The organism is Paraburkholderia sp. J11-2, from assembly GCF_905220185.1.
Taxonomy (GTDB): Bacteria; Pseudomonadota; Gammaproteobacteria; order Burkholderiales; family Burkholderiaceae; genus Paraburkholderia.
Window position 1 is genome coordinate 1 of the sequence record NZ_CAJMYY010000052.1, and the last position, 16,113, is coordinate 16,113.

At 61.3% G+C, this 16,113-nt stretch carries 15 protein-coding genes; all 15 read right to left on the reverse strand.

The genetic code is table 11. The features are described 5' to 3' along the window. Nucleotides 1-291: 291 nt before the first annotated feature. Nucleotides 292-1,860: a methyl-accepting chemotaxis protein gene (locus tag U5A57_RS39810; protein WP_321917653.1), complete on the reverse strand. Its 1,569-nt coding sequence runs from the start codon at nucleotides 1,858-1,860 to the stop codon at nucleotides 292-294. 204 nt (nucleotides 1,861-2,064) lie between these two features. Continuing rightward, on the reverse strand, nucleotides 2,065-2,376 hold the full coding sequence (locus U5A57_RS39815; protein WP_321917655.1) for a high-potential iron-sulfur protein: 312 nt from the start codon (nucleotides 2,374-2,376) through the stop codon (nucleotides 2,065-2,067). 98 nt (nucleotides 2,377-2,474) lie between these two features. Beyond that, the gene (gene pntB, locus U5A57_RS39820; RefSeq protein WP_321917657.1) at nucleotides 2,475-3,890 is read right to left on the reverse strand and encodes a Re/Si-specific NAD(P)(+) transhydrogenase subunit beta; all 1,416 of its coding nucleotides are present in this window, start codon (nucleotides 3,888-3,890) and stop codon (nucleotides 2,475-2,477) included. Between the two features lie 13 nt (nucleotides 3,891-3,903). Beyond that, the gene (locus tag U5A57_RS39825; protein ID WP_321917659.1) at nucleotides 3,904-5,496 is read right to left on the reverse strand and encodes a Re/Si-specific NAD(P)(+) transhydrogenase subunit alpha; all 1,593 of its coding nucleotides are present in this window, start codon (nucleotides 5,494-5,496) and stop codon (nucleotides 3,904-3,906) included. A gap of 90 nt (nucleotides 5,497-5,586) precedes the next feature. Beyond that, nucleotides 5,587-5,883: an EthD family reductase gene (locus tag U5A57_RS39830; protein ID WP_321917660.1), complete on the reverse strand. Its 297-nt coding sequence runs from the start codon at nucleotides 5,881-5,883 to the stop codon at nucleotides 5,587-5,589. Between the two features lie 36 nt (nucleotides 5,884-5,919). Then, nucleotides 5,920-6,627: a hypothetical protein gene (locus U5A57_RS39835; RefSeq protein ID WP_321917661.1), complete on the reverse strand. Its 708-nt coding sequence runs from the start codon at nucleotides 6,625-6,627 to the stop codon at nucleotides 5,920-5,922. Between the two features lie 43 nt (nucleotides 6,628-6,670). Next, entirely contained in the window at nucleotides 6,671-7,348 is a 678-nt protein-coding gene (locus U5A57_RS39840; protein WP_321917663.1) for a hypothetical protein, read from the reverse strand. A gap of 34 nt (nucleotides 7,349-7,382) precedes the next feature. Beyond that, nucleotides 7,383-8,039 (reverse strand): c-type cytochrome, encoded by a 657-nt coding sequence (locus tag U5A57_RS39845; protein ID WP_321917664.1) that lies wholly within the window; start codon nucleotides 8,037-8,039, stop codon nucleotides 7,383-7,385. 9 nt (nucleotides 8,040-8,048) lie between these two features. Next, nucleotides 8,049-9,536, reverse strand: coding sequence for a flavin monoamine oxidase family protein (locus U5A57_RS39850; RefSeq protein ID WP_321917665.1), 1,488 nt, complete (start codon nucleotides 9,534-9,536; stop codon nucleotides 8,049-8,051). 405 nt (nucleotides 9,537-9,941) lie between these two features. Continuing rightward, a complete protein-coding gene (locus U5A57_RS39855; protein WP_321917666.1) occupies nucleotides 9,942-10,874 on the reverse strand; it encodes an electron transfer flavoprotein subunit alpha/FixB family protein in 933 nt (310 codons plus the stop codon). A gap of 14 nt (nucleotides 10,875-10,888) precedes the next feature. Further along, the gene (locus tag U5A57_RS39860; RefSeq protein ID WP_321917668.1) at nucleotides 10,889-11,638 is read right to left on the reverse strand and encodes an electron transfer flavoprotein subunit beta/FixA family protein; all 750 of its coding nucleotides are present in this window, start codon (nucleotides 11,636-11,638) and stop codon (nucleotides 10,889-10,891) included. After that, a complete protein-coding gene (locus U5A57_RS39865) occupies nucleotides 11,635-12,063 on the reverse strand; it encodes a DUF4148 domain-containing protein (RefSeq protein ID WP_321917670.1) in 429 nt (142 codons plus the stop codon). Before U5A57_RS39865 ends, U5A57_RS39860 begins: the two co-directional genes overlap by 4 nt. A 135-nt stretch (nucleotides 12,064-12,198) precedes the next feature. Next, nucleotides 12,199-13,488: an acyl-CoA dehydrogenase family protein gene (locus tag U5A57_RS39870; protein WP_321917672.1), complete on the reverse strand. Its 1,290-nt coding sequence runs from the start codon at nucleotides 13,486-13,488 to the stop codon at nucleotides 12,199-12,201. A 166-nt stretch (nucleotides 13,489-13,654) separates the two neighbouring features. Continuing rightward, a complete protein-coding gene (locus tag U5A57_RS39875; protein ID WP_321917693.1) occupies nucleotides 13,655-14,497 on the reverse strand; it encodes a TetR/AcrR family transcriptional regulator in 843 nt (280 codons plus the stop codon). A gap of 102 nt (nucleotides 14,498-14,599) precedes the next feature. Further along, nucleotides 14,600-15,943 carry an FAD-dependent oxidoreductase gene (locus U5A57_RS39880; protein WP_321917695.1) on the reverse strand — a complete coding sequence of 448 codons (1,344 nt, stop codon included), beginning with the start codon at nucleotides 15,941-15,943 and terminating at the stop codon, nucleotides 14,600-14,602. Nucleotides 15,944-16,113 lie beyond the last annotated feature (170 nt).

Below are 16,113 nucleotides of genomic sequence, written 5' to 3' on the forward strand. Positions count from 1 at the left end.
CGTACGAATGCGATAAATAACCTTATGTTAAATTTGAAGCGTGACCACAGAGTCGGACAGAGCAGCGTGCGTTTATCCAGTTCGTCAGCGCGGCCGCGACAAAGTGTTTGTGGCGGCACATGTGCGTTTTGTTCCCCGTCTCTGATTGTGGGTGGGTCGCCTCCCACCGCAGTAGTTGTCACGGATTGGACCGTATCGGTTACGCGCAGCGCCGGACGTCACACCCGCGATTGTCACGGGCACGCGCCGTCCGTTCGCCGGGCCTGGACGGTACGTCCTGGCAGAGGAGGATCAGACCGGCGATGGCTCCGCTTGCGAATGGACCTCGAATACGGCAATGGCGCGGCGCTGGGCGGCCACCTGTTCGTTTAGCGAGGCCGCCGCATCTGCCGCTTGTTGCACTACCACCGCATTCTTGCGAATCACCTGGTCCATACGACTCACGGCCTCGTTGACCCGCCCGATCCCCCCGCGCTGTTCTTCTGACGCGTCGAAAATGTTGTCGTTGATCTCAACCACGCGTTTGATCGCGCCCCGAACGTCCACCATCGCCTGCAAGACGTGGCCAGAGTGCACGGCCCCGCCGGAAATCGCATCGGCCGAGACCCGGACCAGAACCTTGATCTCCTTCGCTGCGATAGCTGCGCGCTGCGCGAGGCTGCGGACTTCTCCGGCGACAACCGCGAAACCCCGCCCGTGCTCGCCTGCGCGCGCAGCCTCAACAGCCGCATTCAGCGCCAGAATGTTGGTCTGAAAAGCGATTCCTTCGATGAGCGCGGTAATCTCCACGATCTTCGCCGAGCTTGCGGAGATGTTGTCCATCGTACCTCTCATCTGCTCGACTGCGGCCATACTGGTATCGGCCGCAAGCGACGTCGCGTTGGCAAACTCCGCTGCCTGGCGCACATGATCCGAGTTACGTTGAACCGACAGGATCAGTTCATCCATACTTGCCGCCGTTTCCTCTAGCGACGCGGCTTGCCGCCTCACGCCTGCCGAGAGGTCGGTACTACCGTCGGCTATTTGACTGGACGCATTCATAATCGCGTCGCTTGAAACCTTGATCGTCAGAACGGTCCTTGCGAGATGCCTGTCCATCGCCCGGAGTGCCCGCAGCAACTGCCCGAACTCACCCCGCAAGCTGATTCCCTCGGCGTGACCCAGCCGGCCTTCGGCGATTCGCCGGGCTACGCCAAGTGCGACCTTCAACGGACTCGTAATCGCCCACACCAGCCAGGCGGACGCGGCGGTGGCTGCAGCTATGCCGAGACCGATTGCGCCAAGCACCGTCCGTCGCAATGCGTTGAACGTGGCGTTGCCCCGTTCAGCCAACCGCCGCGCCTGCATCGCGCTCAACGCGACGTCGCGGCCGATCGCGTCGGACACCGCATCGCCGGTTTCCGTGAGTTCATCGATCGTGAATGCTGCCATGTCCAGATTTCCAGCGCGTAGCACCGAGACAACGTCGTCCGACTGCGTTCGGAAAACTGAGAGTTCCTTCGCCACCCGATCAGCAAGTCGGCGCTCATCGGGCGTGGCAATCTTCGCTGGGTAATAGTCACGCCAGGCCAGATCGAGCCTTTGCTGCTCTTCGCCGATGCTTGCAACAAGTTCTGCGGCCCTGTCCTGGTCACGCAACGCCTGAATGTAACGCATCTGAAGGCGAATCTTCAGAGCCGCCGCCTGTACGGCGGCGAGATCTTCGATTGGCACAGTGCTCTCCGAATACATGCTGCCCATATCTGCGCTGAGCCGGGCGAGACCGCGAATGCCCATCACACCAATGGACGCCATCAACGCGACGCAAACGCCTAGCGCCAGCATGATCTTGAACCGGATAGTGCCTGTGAATGCCCTCATTGAACAAGTCCATATACTAAGGAACCCTTATAACCATAGTGCCTGGTCGACAGGCATACTGGCGATCCGATACTTCCACCGACGTCTTCCACACTATCTAGCGTAAACCCAGCGACACTCGCCCGCGCCGATCAGTTGTGCGCTGGGCGGCGCGATAATGTGCTGCATGCGCACGCTTTCCGTGTACACGCAGCCTATGAGCAATCAAGCTTTTTTGTTATAGGCACCACACCAACCTTTGGCCGCGACCTGTTTGCCGCCGAACATCGGGCACGGAGCGAACGCATCATTCGATTTACCTTGATAGAACGTGCAGTTACTACACACCTGACCCGCTGTGTACTTCGGATACTTCGCCTTGTCGACCTTTGTTGCGTCCGCCCTGTAGCCGAGCGCGAGCGACGCCGAATCGGCTTCCGACACCTTGGCCTGATCGGCAAAAGCAACACGGGACAGTGCTAGTCCCGAAGCAACAGCCGCGGTCGTCATCATAAAAGTACGGCGAGACTTCCTCATTCAAATACTCCTTCATTGTTACATCGCGTGCGACCAAGGCACAGGGTTATTGAGAATCTATGGCCCGAAAGTGAGCGACGATTGGCGTATGGACAGGATCAGGTTTTCAGCGCCCCAAAAATCTCGCTCAACATCGACTTCGCATCGCCGAACAGCATGCGATTGTTGTCCTTGTAGAAGAGCGGGTTGTCCACGCCGGCATAGCCTGAGGCCATGCTGCGCTTCATCACGATCGACGTCTTCGCCTTCCACACTTCGAGCACCGGCATGCCGGCGATCGGGCTCGCCGGGTCCTCCTGCGCCGCCGGGTTCACGATGTCGTTCGCGCCGATGACCATCGAAACGTCCGCCTCCGGGAAATCCGTGTTGATTTCGTCCATCTCGAGCACGATGTCGTACGGCACCTTTGCTTCGGCGAGCAGCACGTTCATGTGGCCCGGCATGCGGCCCGCCACCGGGTGGATCGCGAAGCGCACGTCGACGCCCTTCTCGCGCAGCAGCTTCGTGAGTTCGAAGACCGTGTGCTGGGCCTGCGCCACGGCCATGCCATAGCCGGGCACGATGATCACGCTCTTCGCATCGCGCAGCAGCTCGGCAGTTTCGGCGGCGCTCACCGCCACCACCTCGCCGGCCGGCTGCTGCGCGCCGCCGCCCGCAGTTGCGGGCACGCCCGCGCCACTGCCAAAGCCGCCAGCAATCACGCTGATGAAGTTGCGGTTCATCGCACGGCACATGATGTACGACAGGATCGCGCCCGACGAACCCACCAGCGCGCCGATCACGATCAGCAGGTCGTTGCCGAGCATGAAGCCGGTAGCCGCCGCCGCCCAGCCCGAATAGCTGTTGAGCATCGACACCACCACGGGCATGTCGGCGCCGCCGATCGCCATCACCATGTGCACACCGAACAGCAGCGAAATCACCGTCATCACGACGAGCGGCAGCATGCCGTCCTGAATCGTCTCTGCATGCAGGAACGCGCGACCGAAGTAGATCACAATCAGCAGCGCGGCCAGGTTCAGCCAGTGTCGTGCCGGCAGCAGCAGCGGTTTGCCGCCGATCTTGCCCGACAGCTTGCCGAACGCAATGACCGAGCCCGCGAAGGTCACTGCACCGATCAGGATGCCTACATAAATCTCGACTTCGTGGATGGCCTTTTCGGCGCCGGTGAATTGCACCGACGTATCGATGTAGCTGGCGAAGCCCACGAGGCACGCCGCCAGGCCAACCAGGCTGTGCATCAGCGCGACCAGTTCGGGCATCTGCGTCATCTGCACTTTCTTCGCGGCGAACAGGCCGACGGCGCCGCCGACGACCAGCGCGGCGACAACGTACGGAATGCCTTCGGCCGACACGCGCGGACCGAGTACGGTTGCCAGCACCGCGATGAGCATGCCGATCATGCCGAGCAGGTTGCCGCGGCGCGCGGTCTCGGGATTGGCCAGGCCGCCAAGGCTCAGGATGAAGAGAATCGCCGCGCCGATATAGGAGACGGTAGTCAGGTTGGAAGTCATTGTTATCGTCCCCTTATTTGCGGAACATCGCCAGCATGCGGCGCGTCACTGCGAAGCCACCGAACATGTTGACGGCCGTGAGTGCCAGCGCGCCCACCGCCAGGCCCAGGATCAGACCCGATGGCCGGTCACCCGCCGCGGAACCGCCCAGCGGCGGCGCGACCTGCACCAGCGCACCGATGGCGATGATCGACGAGATCGCGTTGGTCACGCTCATCAGCGGCGTGTGCAGCGACGGCGTGACGTTCCAGATCACCATGTAGCCGACGAAACAGGCCAGGACGAATACCGTGAAGTGCGAGAGGAACGTGGCTGGCGCAAACAGCCCGACCATCAGGAAGGCCAGCGCGCCGATGCCAAACGCGATGGCCAGCGACTTCGCCGACATCGGCTCGCTGCTGCCGTGGCCCTTCTTCGGCGCGGCTGCCGCCGCAGCAGCGGCGGGCTGGGGCCTGGGCGCGACGGCCGGCTGCTTGATCGGCGGCGGCGGCCAGGTGATGTTGCCTTCCTTGATGACCGTGAGGCCGCGGATGGCGTCGTCATCGAAGTCGACGTTGATCGTGCCGTCCTTCGTCTTGCACAGTTCCTCGACCACGCGCAGCAGGTTGTTGCCATACAACGTGGACGATTGCCTGGCCAGACGCGAAGCAAGATCCGTGTAGCCGACGATGGTCACGCCGTGGCGCACCACCGCCTCGCCCGGCACGGTCAGCTCGCAGTTACCGCCCTGCTCCGCTGCCATGTCCACGATCACGCTGCCCGGCTTCATCGACTGCACCATTTCGGCCGTGATGAGCTTCGGAGCCGGCTTGCCGGGAATCAGCGCCGTGGTGATGATGATGTCCGCGTCTTTCGCCTGCTGCGCGTACATCGCACGCTGCGCCTGCTGGAAGCCCTCGCTCATGACCTTCGCGTAGCCACCGCCGCCCGAGCCTTCCTCGTCGTACTCGACCTTGACGAATTCGCCCCCCAGGGACTTGACCTGGTCGGCCACCTCGGCGCGCGTGTCGTTGGCTCGCACGATCGCGCCGAGACTGGCCGCGGTGCCGATGGCAGCCAGGCCCGCTACGCCCGCGCCAGCGATGAAGACCTTCGCAGGCGGGACCTTGCCGGCGGCGGTGACCTGACCGTTCAGGAAGCGGCCGAACGCATGGGCTGCCTCGATCACCGCGCGGTAGCCGCTGATGCCGGCCATCGAGGTGAGCGCGTCCATCTTCTGCGCGCGTGACAGCGTGCGCGGCAGCGAATCGATCGCCAGCACGGTAGCGTGCCTCGCGGCCAGCTGCTGCATCAGTTCGGGGTTCTGGGCCGGCCACACAAAGCCGATCAGCATGCCGCCCTCGCGCATCAGCGCCACTTCCTCGCTGCTCGGGGGGCGCACCTTGAAAACGATGTCACTGCGGGCCCAGAGTTCGGCGGCCGTTGCCACGACCTCGGCACCCGCCGCACGATACGCCTCGTCGCCAAAGTTCGCGCCTGCGCCGGCACCGCTTTGTACGGCAACCGGGAACCCAAGCTTGATCAGTTTCTCGACCACCTCGGGCACCGTCGCAACGCGCCGCTCTGCGGCAGCCACTTCCTGAGGAATACCAATCAGTAATGTCATAGGGAAGATTGAATGTTCACATTGCTATCGGTCGTCGCAAGAATTGCGGGCGTGGCAGCGACGGTGAAGTCACACCAGCCGTGCGACGGGTCAGTCGCCCGCGCAGAAAATCGTCGGTGTGATGTTGGTGAAGTTCCTCACGTCGCCCATCACCTCGGCGGTTTTGGCGGAGGAAAGCGCCGCATCGATCCCGATCTGATCGCTGAAACGCAGGATCGCTACGCATGCGAAGGGTTGTGGCATTGGCGACGGAAACAGGACCTCGGCCGACTTCAGACCAAACTCACTCCACGCCGAGCGGACAAGCGGAGCATGGTTCGAAAGGTAGTAGTCGCGGTCAAACGTCCCGCCTTCGGTGCTCGGGTAACTCACGATCAGGGTAGTCATATTCAGTCCCGTGTTGAGATGCAGTTGAGAGTTGCGTTAGGTGGATGCGCCAGCGCCTTGCATTCGTGCCGGCATCGCGCGCGCGCGGCGCAGCATTTGCCAGCCGAACAACAACATCCATAGCGGCAGCACCAGCACGACGATCATCTCGCTGGCATTCGAAAACGCGTCGAGATCCGGAAACAAGCCGAACAGGAAGAAGATCCCGAAAGCCCAGCCGACGATCTTGAGCAGAATCGATCCCTTCCAGCCATCCTTCTTGAGCACGTTGGCGGCAATCGGCGTCCAGAAGAGCACGAGCGGGCCCTCAATCCACCAGAGGCCGTTTTGCGTCCCGTTGGCTATCGCAGTCCATACTGCCGCCGCAGCGTTTCTCGTGGCATCGTCGCCGCCCGCGTAAAGATGGGCCAGCGGATGAAGGATCGCAAACTGCATGACAGCGCCGGTTACGCCAACCATGACGTACAACACGACGGCCATCGCCACCATGTTGCCAAGCGCACCCAGCTCTTCGCGAAATACGTGCACAAAGTATCCGCCAATGACGAGGAAAGGCAGATAGAACCCAAAAGTGTCGGCGACCATGCACCAGCGGAACAGATCGCGAGTATCCGGTTGCAAGGCCAGCATCGATGCTCCGTGCAGCACCATATCCGCATCCGGGCCCGTGACCACGAATGACAAGCCGACATTCGCGTACGCCAGAATTCCACCGATGACTGCGCTCCAGGCCGTGAAGAGCATGGCCTTATGCGAGGTTTGATTCATCATTGATCTCCGGGAAAGGTCAGGTTCGGTAAGGCGTGGGCGAGTTCAGCGCGACTCTGCCATTTTTGGCGCGCTCCAAAGCGCAGTAGCCGTAATAGATCGCCGGCATGAAGTAGGCCCATGAGCACAAAGCAAGCGTAAAAAAATTGAGAAAGACGTTCGTTTCTTCGCCCGGTATTTTGTAAAAGTCGTAAATGGCGGCAATGCCCAGCGACGTTACCAGAGCAACCCCTACGGCCAGAGCACTCAGCATTTCGCCAATTTCCAGAAGCCGCTTGATGAAGTACACGAGATATACCGATAGCAGAATCCACATCGTCAGATAGAAGTAGGGCAAAATCCCGGCGATGAAATCTGCTCCCACTAGAACAAATGTGAGCGCAAACGAGACGACGAATGCCGTGACGTCTTGACGAATTGACGGCTTGTATCCATGCGTAATCGCCATCAGGCCCGCGACAGCGATGATGGGCATACCGAATCCGCGAGAAAACGCATCGAAGAAGTGTGCGACCTCATAGGAAACTGCATTTCCGGTAGCAAAAAAACCAATGGCGTTCGTCGCCGAAGTACCGACGATCCACATCTCCAGACCAAGAAGATAGTTTCGCTTCCTGACGATCTTCCAGCCGTAGAAAAACGAGCTCAGTGCCAGCAAGGCACTGGAAAGCATAAGAACTACAGATCTGAGGTCCATGACTAAACTCCCAACGCAGGTTGCATTTGATGGATCAATTCTTCTTCGGGTCAAGGCTTGCCAGATAGGTGGCAATGGCTTTGCGGTCTTCGGGCGAAAAACCGGTTGCAAGGTTTTTCATGACACCTGTGGGTTCGCTGCGGATGCCGGAAGCGAACTCGTCGAACTGCGCGAGCAGATAGTCGTATCCCTGACCAGCCAAACGCGGAAACTGGTCGTGGCCCATCAATTGAGCGCCGTGACAGGCAGCACAATTGCCCGCGGCCACCAGACGCTGTCCCTTCTCACGCAGTTGCGCATCCGGCTCGAAGTAGTGATTCGCGACCGGAGTCACCCCGGCAAAATATTCAGCCAGCGATTTGATCTGCGGATCGCTCATTGTCATCGCGAGGGGGCCCATGTTCGGATTGCGGCGCGCCTGACTCGCGAAATTGTGAAGCTGGGTCTCCAGATAGGGTGCCGGCTGCCCGGCGAGACTCGGATACCCCTGATGGAGTGAATTGCCTTTGACGCCGTGGCAGCCCATGCAGACGTCGGTCACATGCGGCCAGGGGCCGCCGTCAGCCAGGTAAGCCGTGGTCGATGCTGCGAGATAGCGCTGCAGCCGGTATAGACCCAGCAGATCCGAGCCGAAAATGGCCAGCAACAGGGCAATAACCAGAGGAATGCCAATCAATAGTGTTTTTTTCATCGTTACCCCCTACGCCCGGCGCAGCGCATTGAGCGCCTGAAGCGCGCCCTGATGGCCGGAACGCACGGCGCCATCCATATAGCCGGCCCAGATATTCGCAGTCTCCGTCCCCGACCAGATCAGCTTGCCGCACGACGGGCGAAGCGCCTCGCCGTGAGTACTCCAGAATCCCGGCGGAATGGCGGAAACGCAGGTCAGGGTCCACGGATCGATCCGGGCCCAGTCCTGATCGTGGTAGGCGATGGGAGACAGTGCTTCATCGCCCCACGCCTGCGCATAGAACTGCTTTTGCATGGTCATCGCCGCGTCCCGTTCGGACGGCACCTTTGCATTCTCGATGAACGCGTTGATGACCCCGATCTCGCCGCCCGGTGGGGAATTGTCGTAGGCCCAGAGGATGGGGCCATTGACCTGGAAGATGCTGCCGTTCATACCCTTGTCGCGCCAGAACGGACGGCGATAGACCATGGCCGTCTTCCGTGCCGGGGAATGCGCGGGCCAGGCGCGCTGCAGGGCCGCACGCTTTTCAGGCAAAGGTGGGTCGAACTGCACCTGATGACACAAAGCCGGATGGATGGCCATGATGACGGTTCGTGCCCGCACCTCTCCATGGTCGGTATGCAGGGTGACGACGTCGCTGTCCCATCCGGAAACCAGGCGGACCGGAGAAGACAGGCGCACCTTGTCGCCCAGTTGCTCGGCCATCTTGATGCTGAGAATTTGCGAGCCACCGATGAAGCGCGTTTCCTGGGCGCTGTGCTTGATGCTGTCGAGTTGCGAGTAATCGCAATCCGCAGAATTAACCATCGACAGGAAGTGCAGCAACCCCATCTTCGCCGGCGCCGCGCCGCCCGAAAGCGTGATGCTGTCATTCCATGCGACCTGATCTTCAGGCTTGATATTCTGCTTTTCCAGCCAGTCGCCAACCGAAAGCTTGTCCAGTTCGCCGACCTTCGGGGACGTCCACGGTGCACCACAAGGTACGTCGCGTGAGAGCTTGCTGAGCTTGGCCGCGATCGCCTCATCGGTGCCGAACGTGCCTTTCAGATCGACTGCCACGCGGCCGTCACCGCACAGCATGACCGTACTTCCGTCGTAGTAGGTCGGGAAGGTGCCGACACCGAGTTCGCGTGCGAGATCCGCGACGGCGGTCTGGCCGGGCCCAATCCATTGCCCGCCAACTTCCGAGACGTACCCGCCGGGGATGTTGTAATTGAACGTTCGCCCACCCACGCGATCGCGGGCTTCAAGCACCAGAAAGGACTCGCAGCCCGCGTGGCGCAAGTCGCGCGCGGCGGTCAGTCCGGCCAGCCCCGCTCCTACGATGGCGACGTCGAGAATGCCGTCCGCGCCTGGCGCAGCCTTGGTGACCGCGGCATACGCCTGTTGGGTGCTCATGGCGAGCGTACCCACGGCAGCAGCCGAGGCACCGGCATATTTGAGCCATTGCCTGCGCTGCAGGTTTGCAGCGCCGTCTGGGGAAGATTTTTTTACCATAGTGCCTCTGTCTACGTGAAGAAGGCTCTCGCTCTGCGCGTGTCAAGGAAACCGCCCCGCTCAGGCGCCGTGCTCGATATCCGGTCGATACACCACGCCCCGCAACGCCTTCGAATGCCTCTGCGAATCATTCGTGCGCCGCGGCCGGTACCGCGAGATCCGCCGCTCCGGCGGCGCATTTATAGAACATACAACCAAAGATAGGTCATGATACCAACTTCGTGAACGAGAAAATAAAGGGTATTCCCCGGTTTTTTCAAAAGATGCTTCGTGACATCCCACTTTCGGACGCCCGCCAAGGCACCAACGCGCGGCGCCATGTAGCGAGTTTGACGATCCGCTCAAATGATCAGGATCAGCCCGGCATCTGCCCGGACATCACACGAGCAACTCCAGGCTATGCGCTCAGGTTGACGACGCCAGTTCCGGCACGACCGTGAACAGGTCGCCCACGAGGCCGTAGTCGGCCACGCTGAAGATCGGTGCTTCTTCGTCCTTGTTGATTGCGACGATGACCTTCGAGTCCTTCATGCCGGCCAGATGCTGGATCGCGCCCGAGATGCCGACTGCCACGTACAGTTGCGGCGCGACGATCTTGCCCGTCTGACCGACCTGATAGTCGTTCGGCACGTAGCCAGCGTCCACTGCTGCACGCGAGGCGCCCAGTGCGGCGTTCAGCTTGTCGGCGAGCGGCTCCAGCACCTTCGTGTAGTTCTCGCCGCTGCCAAGTCCGCGGCCACCCGAGACGATGATCTTCGCGCTTGTGAGTTCCGGACGGTCGAGCTTCGTGACTTCACGGCCGACGAACTGCGTGAGGCCGCTGTCTGCTGCGGCTTCGAGCTTTTCGACCGCTGCGCTGCCGCCTTCTGCCGCGACTGCATCGAATGCGGTCGTGCGGACCGTGATGACCTTGACCGGATCAACCGATTGCACCGTCGCAATCGCGTTGCCCGCGTAGATCGGACGCTCGAACGTGTCCGGCGAATCCACAGCGGTGATGTCGCTGATCTGCGCGACGTCGAGCTTCGCAGCGATACGCGGCGTGACGTTCTTGCCCGCTGCCGTTGCCGGCGCGAGGATGTGCGAGTAGTTCTTCGCGATCGCTACAACCGTCGCTTCGACGTTCTCGGCAAGACCATGTTCGAGTTGCGGCGCGTCGGCGAGCAGCACCTTCGCAACGCCTGCGATCTTCGCGGCTGCGTCGGCTGCCTCCTGCGCGTTGTGGCCCGCGACCAGCACGTGCACATCGCCGCCAATCTTCTGTGCTGCTGCGACCGTGTTCAGCGTCGCGGCCTTGATCGACTGATTGTCGTGTTCGGCAATAACCAGATTCGTCATTTTCGTCTCGCTCCTTACAGCACCTTGGCTTCCGTCTTCAGCTTCTCGACCAGCGTCTTCACGTCCGGCACCTTCACGCCAGCGCTACGCTTGGGCGGCTCGGCAACCTTCAGCGTCTTCAGACGCGGCGTGACGTCAACGCCCAGGTCTTCCGGCTTGACGATCTCGAGCGGCTTCTTCTTCGCCTTCATGATGTTCGGCAGCGTGACGTAGCGCGGCTCGTTCAGGCGCAGGTCCGTTGTGACCACCGCGGGCAGCGTGAGCGAGAGCGTTTCCGCGCCGCCATCCACTTCGCGCGACACGGTCGCCTTGCCGTCGGCCACGACCACCTTCGAAGCAAACGTCGCTTGCGGCAGGTTCGCCAGCGCGGCCAGCATCTGGCCGGTCTGGTTCGAATCGTCGTCGATGGCCTGCTTGCCGAGGATCACGAGTTGCGGCTGTTCCTTGTCGACCAGCGCCTTCAGGAGCTTGGCGACGGCCAGCGGCTGCAGGTCTTCGTTCGACTCGATGAGGATCGCGCGATCCGCGCCGATCGCCAGCGCCGTGCGCAGCGTTTCCTGCGCCTGCGTCACGCCCGCGGAAACGGCGATGACTTCCGTCGCCACGCCCGCTTCCTTCAGACGCACCGCTTCTTCCACAGCGATTTCGTCGAACGGGTTCGTCGACATCTTCACGTTGGCGATGTCGACACCCGCTCCGTCAGACTTCACGCCGACCTTCACGTTGGCATCCACGACCCGCTTCACTGCCACCAACAATTTCATTGCTGCTCCTCGCTCAATCCATTTGTGCTGCTTACGCTTGTCGCCGGAATGATCCCTTCTGCCTTCCACACCTGCTCGACGCGCAGGAAGTCTTCCCTGTTTCGTGCCCTGGTCGCGGCACTGGGCGGATAATCGACCCAACGCGTCGGAAGCATCCCCTCCTCTCCGGCCTGCAGGAGCTCGGCCCGGACCTGTGCGCGGGTTTTGCCCGGCGCCGGGCCGACGTCCGCACCCGTCTGCCCGGCCACGCGAGCCGCCTCGGTTTGCGCACTCGGGTCATTCTCCACTCCACGCGCGGCGGACACGGAATGCGAAATGGATTGCTCAGGACGGGGAGCGCCACCACCACGCGCCTGAGCCGATATGGCGACGGCCGTTAGCACAGCAGCGAGAGCGGCATGATTCAATATGGCACCAACATTCATGTCGTACTCCTAAAAAATAAATGAATTCGAAACCAAATTGATGGCACTCACGACAAACCAGCGACTACCTGACGACCCGATCCAGGTGCCATGGAGCCTCAACGCGAGGCAAATCCATCGCCGCCGACGGCTTGGTCACTCCTTCGTCCAGCCGTCCTGATAGAGTCTTCCTGCAAGCACGCCCAGACGCAGCGTGAGGTGATAATTCTCGCCGTCTTCGATCAGCGCAGAGCGCACATCGCGGAACAGCTTCTCAATTGGGAACTCGCGGGTGGTGCCGTTGCCGCCAAAGAGTTGAAATGCCTCATTCGTGATCTTCATTGCTTCTTCAGTCACGCTGACCTTGGCTTGGGCCGTTGCGTACGGATGGCTCTTTGGAGACAGACGGGAGAAAGCGAGACTGCGTCGCGCAGTCGCACGCGCCATCTCCAGTCGGCGCAGCATCTCACCCACACGCAGTTGAGTCATCTGGTGGTCGATCAACAGCGCCCCACCTTGCTTGCGCTCGTGGCAATAATCCAGCGCGAGTTCGAACGCAGCGCGCGCCACGCCGACGAACACCTGGCACATGTGCGTACCGGCGAAGGACCACGTCGAGGCCAGATTGCCGAGATAGTCATCCTGCAGTGCAATGGCGAAGCGCCTGGGCACCTTCACGTTGTCGAAGTAGATCTCGCCCTGCGGCAACGAGCGCTGGCCAATCTTGTCGAGTGGCTTGCCACGCGAGATACCCGGCAGATCGAGCGGAAGAATCATGCCGATGCCGTTCGTGAATGCACTTCGCTCGCCGGCGCCATAGAAACCATCGCCATAGTCCGCCGCCATATACGCAAGCGCTACCTGCGCGACCGAGCCATTCGAGATCCACGCGGAACTTTGTCCGTTGATTACGATTTCGTCTGCGCCCACTTTCGCAGTCAAATTACCCACAGGTTGTTTGCCAGCAGCGCTGATCTCTTCGCGGTAGAGAATCGCGGCATCGGTGCCGCGGTCGGGCTGCGTGTTCATCCAGCAACCAATCTTGCCGGTGCACATGTCGATCAGCTCCTGATTACCGACTGACTGCGCCATCATCAACGGAGCAGGCGCCACGCCGATCGAGACGGCAAGCCCTGCATCACCCCAGCCGAGCTCTTCGCCGATCAGCGATTCAATGCGCACGGCCATGTCTGGCGGGAGCTGCGCAAGCAGTTGCGGATCGAGGCCCAACTTTGCGCTCTCCATCATGGCCACCCAGTACGGCGAGCCCGGCGCGATCACTTCCTCCGGCGCCATGCGGTCCAGTTCGCGGCCGACGGGCTTCAGCACGTCACGTGCAAAACGGTGAACCGTATCCTGTATCGCACGTTCCTCCTCGCTCATTGGCGTTTCGAAACCGGTCAATCCTGCCAGCGGCAACCCTACGGACTTGTGCAGTCGAATCATTTCGGTACTCCTCTCCTGGACACATGTGGACCGGACTGCCCCGCAACCCGGTCGCCTCATTTATAGATCAACATGACAAACATAGGTAACGATACAAAACACGAGTTCAAAAAAAAAGACAGGGTATTCCCCTGTCTTTCTCTTCGCTGGCAGAGTTACGTGGCTGCTAGGCCGTCTCGGCGTCCACCGTCTTCCCCCATACCAGGTTACGCGCGGTCTCGAGGAACATCGCCTCAAACCCTCGCATATACGCGCGCTTGCTGCGCGGGGTGCCCAGATGGATGGTCATACCATCCACCATCGAAGTGAGCAGCACGGCGATATGGGTACTCTCGGCCGCCCCACGCTCCGGATTCGCGGCACGAATGAGCTTGGCGAGTTCGCTCGTCAAGGTGTCGTACCATTCGTCCCGCATCTGTGCGCACTCGGGGTCGGTAGAGGCAAACGAAAAGAAATGCCACCACAATGGGATGTTCTTCGAGTCTTTCGCGTCCTGCACTGACTGATCGAGAATGGCTTCGATCGTCGCACGCGGCGAAGCGTTGTTCTGGAGAGCCTGCTTCAGGACATTGAGATACGAGTCGATCACCGGCGCCATCACCGCCCGCACGACGTCAGGTCGCGTCGGGAAATAGTACTGGAGGTTGCTGACACTGATTCCCGCCTTCAGGGCGACAGCACGCAGCGAGAAGTCCATGGGGCCATTCTCGAGCAGAAGCTTCCTTGCCACACGAATAATGGCATTGCGCGTACGTACGCCCTGAGCCCGCAGGCCGTCGGGGGGGGTTCCCGTGGAAGGTGCTGCGCTCGACGTGCGCCGCTTACGGGTGCTTGGCTCTTTTGGCACTGTCATCGCTTTCCGCCTTGAGTGAGCTAGACGCCTCGCCGGAGAGGCAACGCGGTCACACAAACCGCTTCCTAGGTAAACATGACTATACCTTACACCAGGCTGAAACTCCATCCGCATGGCATGGCATGGCCCGCTATAGCGTTCGTGCGCGCTCTTCATCACGCTCAAACGCTATAGCCAAACACCGAATCGCTCGCACAGTGCCCCAATGAGGCCGCGTCGACGTGTGTTTGCCGAAGGCGTCCCTTACCTCGACGCGCGTTACGCCCGCAGCGCCTGGGCGGCGCGCGCCTTGCTGTTCACGCGGTCGTCGAGCGCGTTTACCACGCCTAACGCCGCGTTCATAACGCACCATCGCAACGGCTCGGGCAGTGTCGATGGCGTCTTGTGATCGAGCGCCGAAAGGAGCGGATTATCGATGCCGTGAATCCGCCCGGCAATCATGTTGCCCACCATGGACTGCGCGGCCACGCCATGTCCGGAGCACCCGGCACTGTAGAAGATGTTCCGATGCGACCCCGTGGCTCCGACAACCGGAAGCGCGTCATTGGCCAGGCTGATATAGCCGCTCCAGCATGCCCTCAACGCGATGCCCTTGAGGGTTGGGAAGCGGTCATGCAGGGCCGTGCGCAACTCGCGATAGGACTCATAGTCGGGCACGTTCGGCGTCCTGGAGCCGTATGGGTAATGGATACGCTTCGTCGTCACCACGAGCGTGTTATTGACGGTCAGGCGGTGGCTCTCCATGGTCCAGTGTGCCGTCACGATGCCTTCGCGTCGCGGCCAGTCCAATGCCTTGCGCTGGGTATCAGAGAGCGGCTCGGTCTCGATCGCCGAGACCCGTAGCGGCACAACCTTGTCCGCAAGCAGGCCGAGTTGCGGCGTATAGGCGTTGGTGGCCAGGATCAGCGCCGGAGCACTCGCACTGCCGCGCGGGGTTTGCACCTTGATGACCGGCCCCTCGGTGTAAGACAGCAGTGGCGTGTTCTCATAGATCTTCACGCCTGCGCGCAACGCCGCGCGCCTGAGCCCCATTACGTATTTGCCGGGGTGGAGCGTGCCGCCGCGCGGCACGTAATTGCCGAACAAAAACGCTGGCGGAATGCCACGCGCGCGCATCTCGGCCTGGTCGAGAAACTCCGACTGAAAGCCCAATCCGGCGCCCGTTTGCATGTCCTCGCGCACCTTCTCCTCCTGTGCAGGATCAATACCCGCACGGATAATGCCGCTCTGGTTGTAGTCGCAGTCGATCTCGTACTCCTTGAGCTTCCCCTCCACGAAGGGAACGGCGTCCTCGTAGTAGCGGACGATCTCCTTCCCTTTCTCGTTACCCACGCTCTTGAGAAAGAGATCGTATTCGAGCGCGAGTGCGCCAGCCAGATAGCCCGCATTGCGACCACTTGCACCAAAGCCGGCAAATTCGCGCTCGAGCACGACCACTTTCGCTCCATGCCTGACCAGTTCCAGCGCAGCCGAAAGCCCCGCAAAACCGGCGCCGACGATGACCACGTCCGCATTCACGTCGCCGGTGAGTTCTGGCCGCATGTCGCCTGGTCTTTCTACCCAGCCGCCGAGCGCGCGGTACTTTTCCAGGTCGGCAGTCATTTTGGCTTCCTCCACAGGGCCAGGCGATTCGACGCGCGAGCATTGCGTAGCCGCCACCGCCGGCACCACCACGGCTGCTGCCGCCGCGCCCTTGATGAAGGTGCGGCGGCTCACTCCGGGCCGCGGGCCGCCCTGTTGTCCTGTCTGTGCTTCCGTTGTCTCGCTCATAC

Bases quoted from the DNA above. Each gene is read 5' to 3' on its own strand.
- U5A57_RS39870 (WP_321917672.1), bottom strand. From the start codon at position 13,488: ATGATTCGACTGCACAAGTCCGTAGGGTTGCCGCTGGCAGGATTGACC.
- U5A57_RS39830 (WP_321917660.1), bottom strand. From the start codon at position 5,883: ATGACTACCCTGATCGTGAGTTACCCGAGCACCGAAGGCGGGACGTTT.
- U5A57_RS39825 (WP_321917659.1), bottom strand. From the start codon at position 5,496: ATGACATTACTGATTGGTATTCCTCAGGAAGTGGCTGCCGCAGAGCGG.
- U5A57_RS39855 (WP_321917666.1), bottom strand. From the start codon at position 10,874: ATGACGAATCTGGTTATTGCCGAACACGACAATCAGTCGATCAAGGCC.
- U5A57_RS39835 (WP_321917661.1), bottom strand. From the start codon at position 6,627: ATGCTCTTCACGGCCTGGAGCGCAGTCATCGGTGGAATTCTGGCGTAC.
- U5A57_RS39850 (WP_321917665.1), bottom strand. From the start codon at position 9,536: ATGGTAAAAAAATCTTCCCCAGACGGCGCTGCAAACCTGCAGCGCAGG.
- U5A57_RS39860 (WP_321917668.1), bottom strand. From the start codon at position 11,638: ATGAAATTGTTGGTGGCAGTGAAGCGGGTCGTGGATGCCAACGTGAAG.
- U5A57_RS39865 (WP_321917670.1), bottom strand. From the start codon at position 12,063: ATGAATGTTGGTGCCATATTGAATCATGCCGCTCTCGCTGCTGTGCTA.
- U5A57_RS39845 (WP_321917664.1), bottom strand. From the start codon at position 8,039: ATGAAAAAAACACTATTGATTGGCATTCCTCTGGTTATTGCCCTGTTG.
- U5A57_RS39840 (WP_321917663.1), bottom strand. From the start codon at position 7,348: ATGGACCTCAGATCTGTAGTTCTTATGCTTTCCAGTGCCTTGCTGGCA.
- U5A57_RS39875 (WP_321917693.1), bottom strand. From the start codon at position 14,497: ATGAAGAGCGCGCACGAACGCTATAGCGGGCCATGCCATGCCATGCGG.
- U5A57_RS39880 (WP_321917695.1), bottom strand. From the start codon at position 15,943: ATGACTGCCGACCTGGAAAAGTACCGCGCGCTCGGCGGCTGGGTAGAA.
- pntB (WP_321917657.1), bottom strand. From the start codon at position 3,890: ATGACTTCCAACCTGACTACCGTCTCCTATATCGGCGCGGCGATTCTC.
- U5A57_RS39815 (WP_321917655.1), bottom strand. From the start codon at position 2,376: ATGAGGAAGTCTCGCCGTACTTTTATGATGACGACCGCGGCTGTTGCT.
- U5A57_RS39810 (WP_321917653.1), bottom strand. From the start codon at position 1,860: ATGAGGGCATTCACAGGCACTATCCGGTTCAAGATCATGCTGGCGCTA.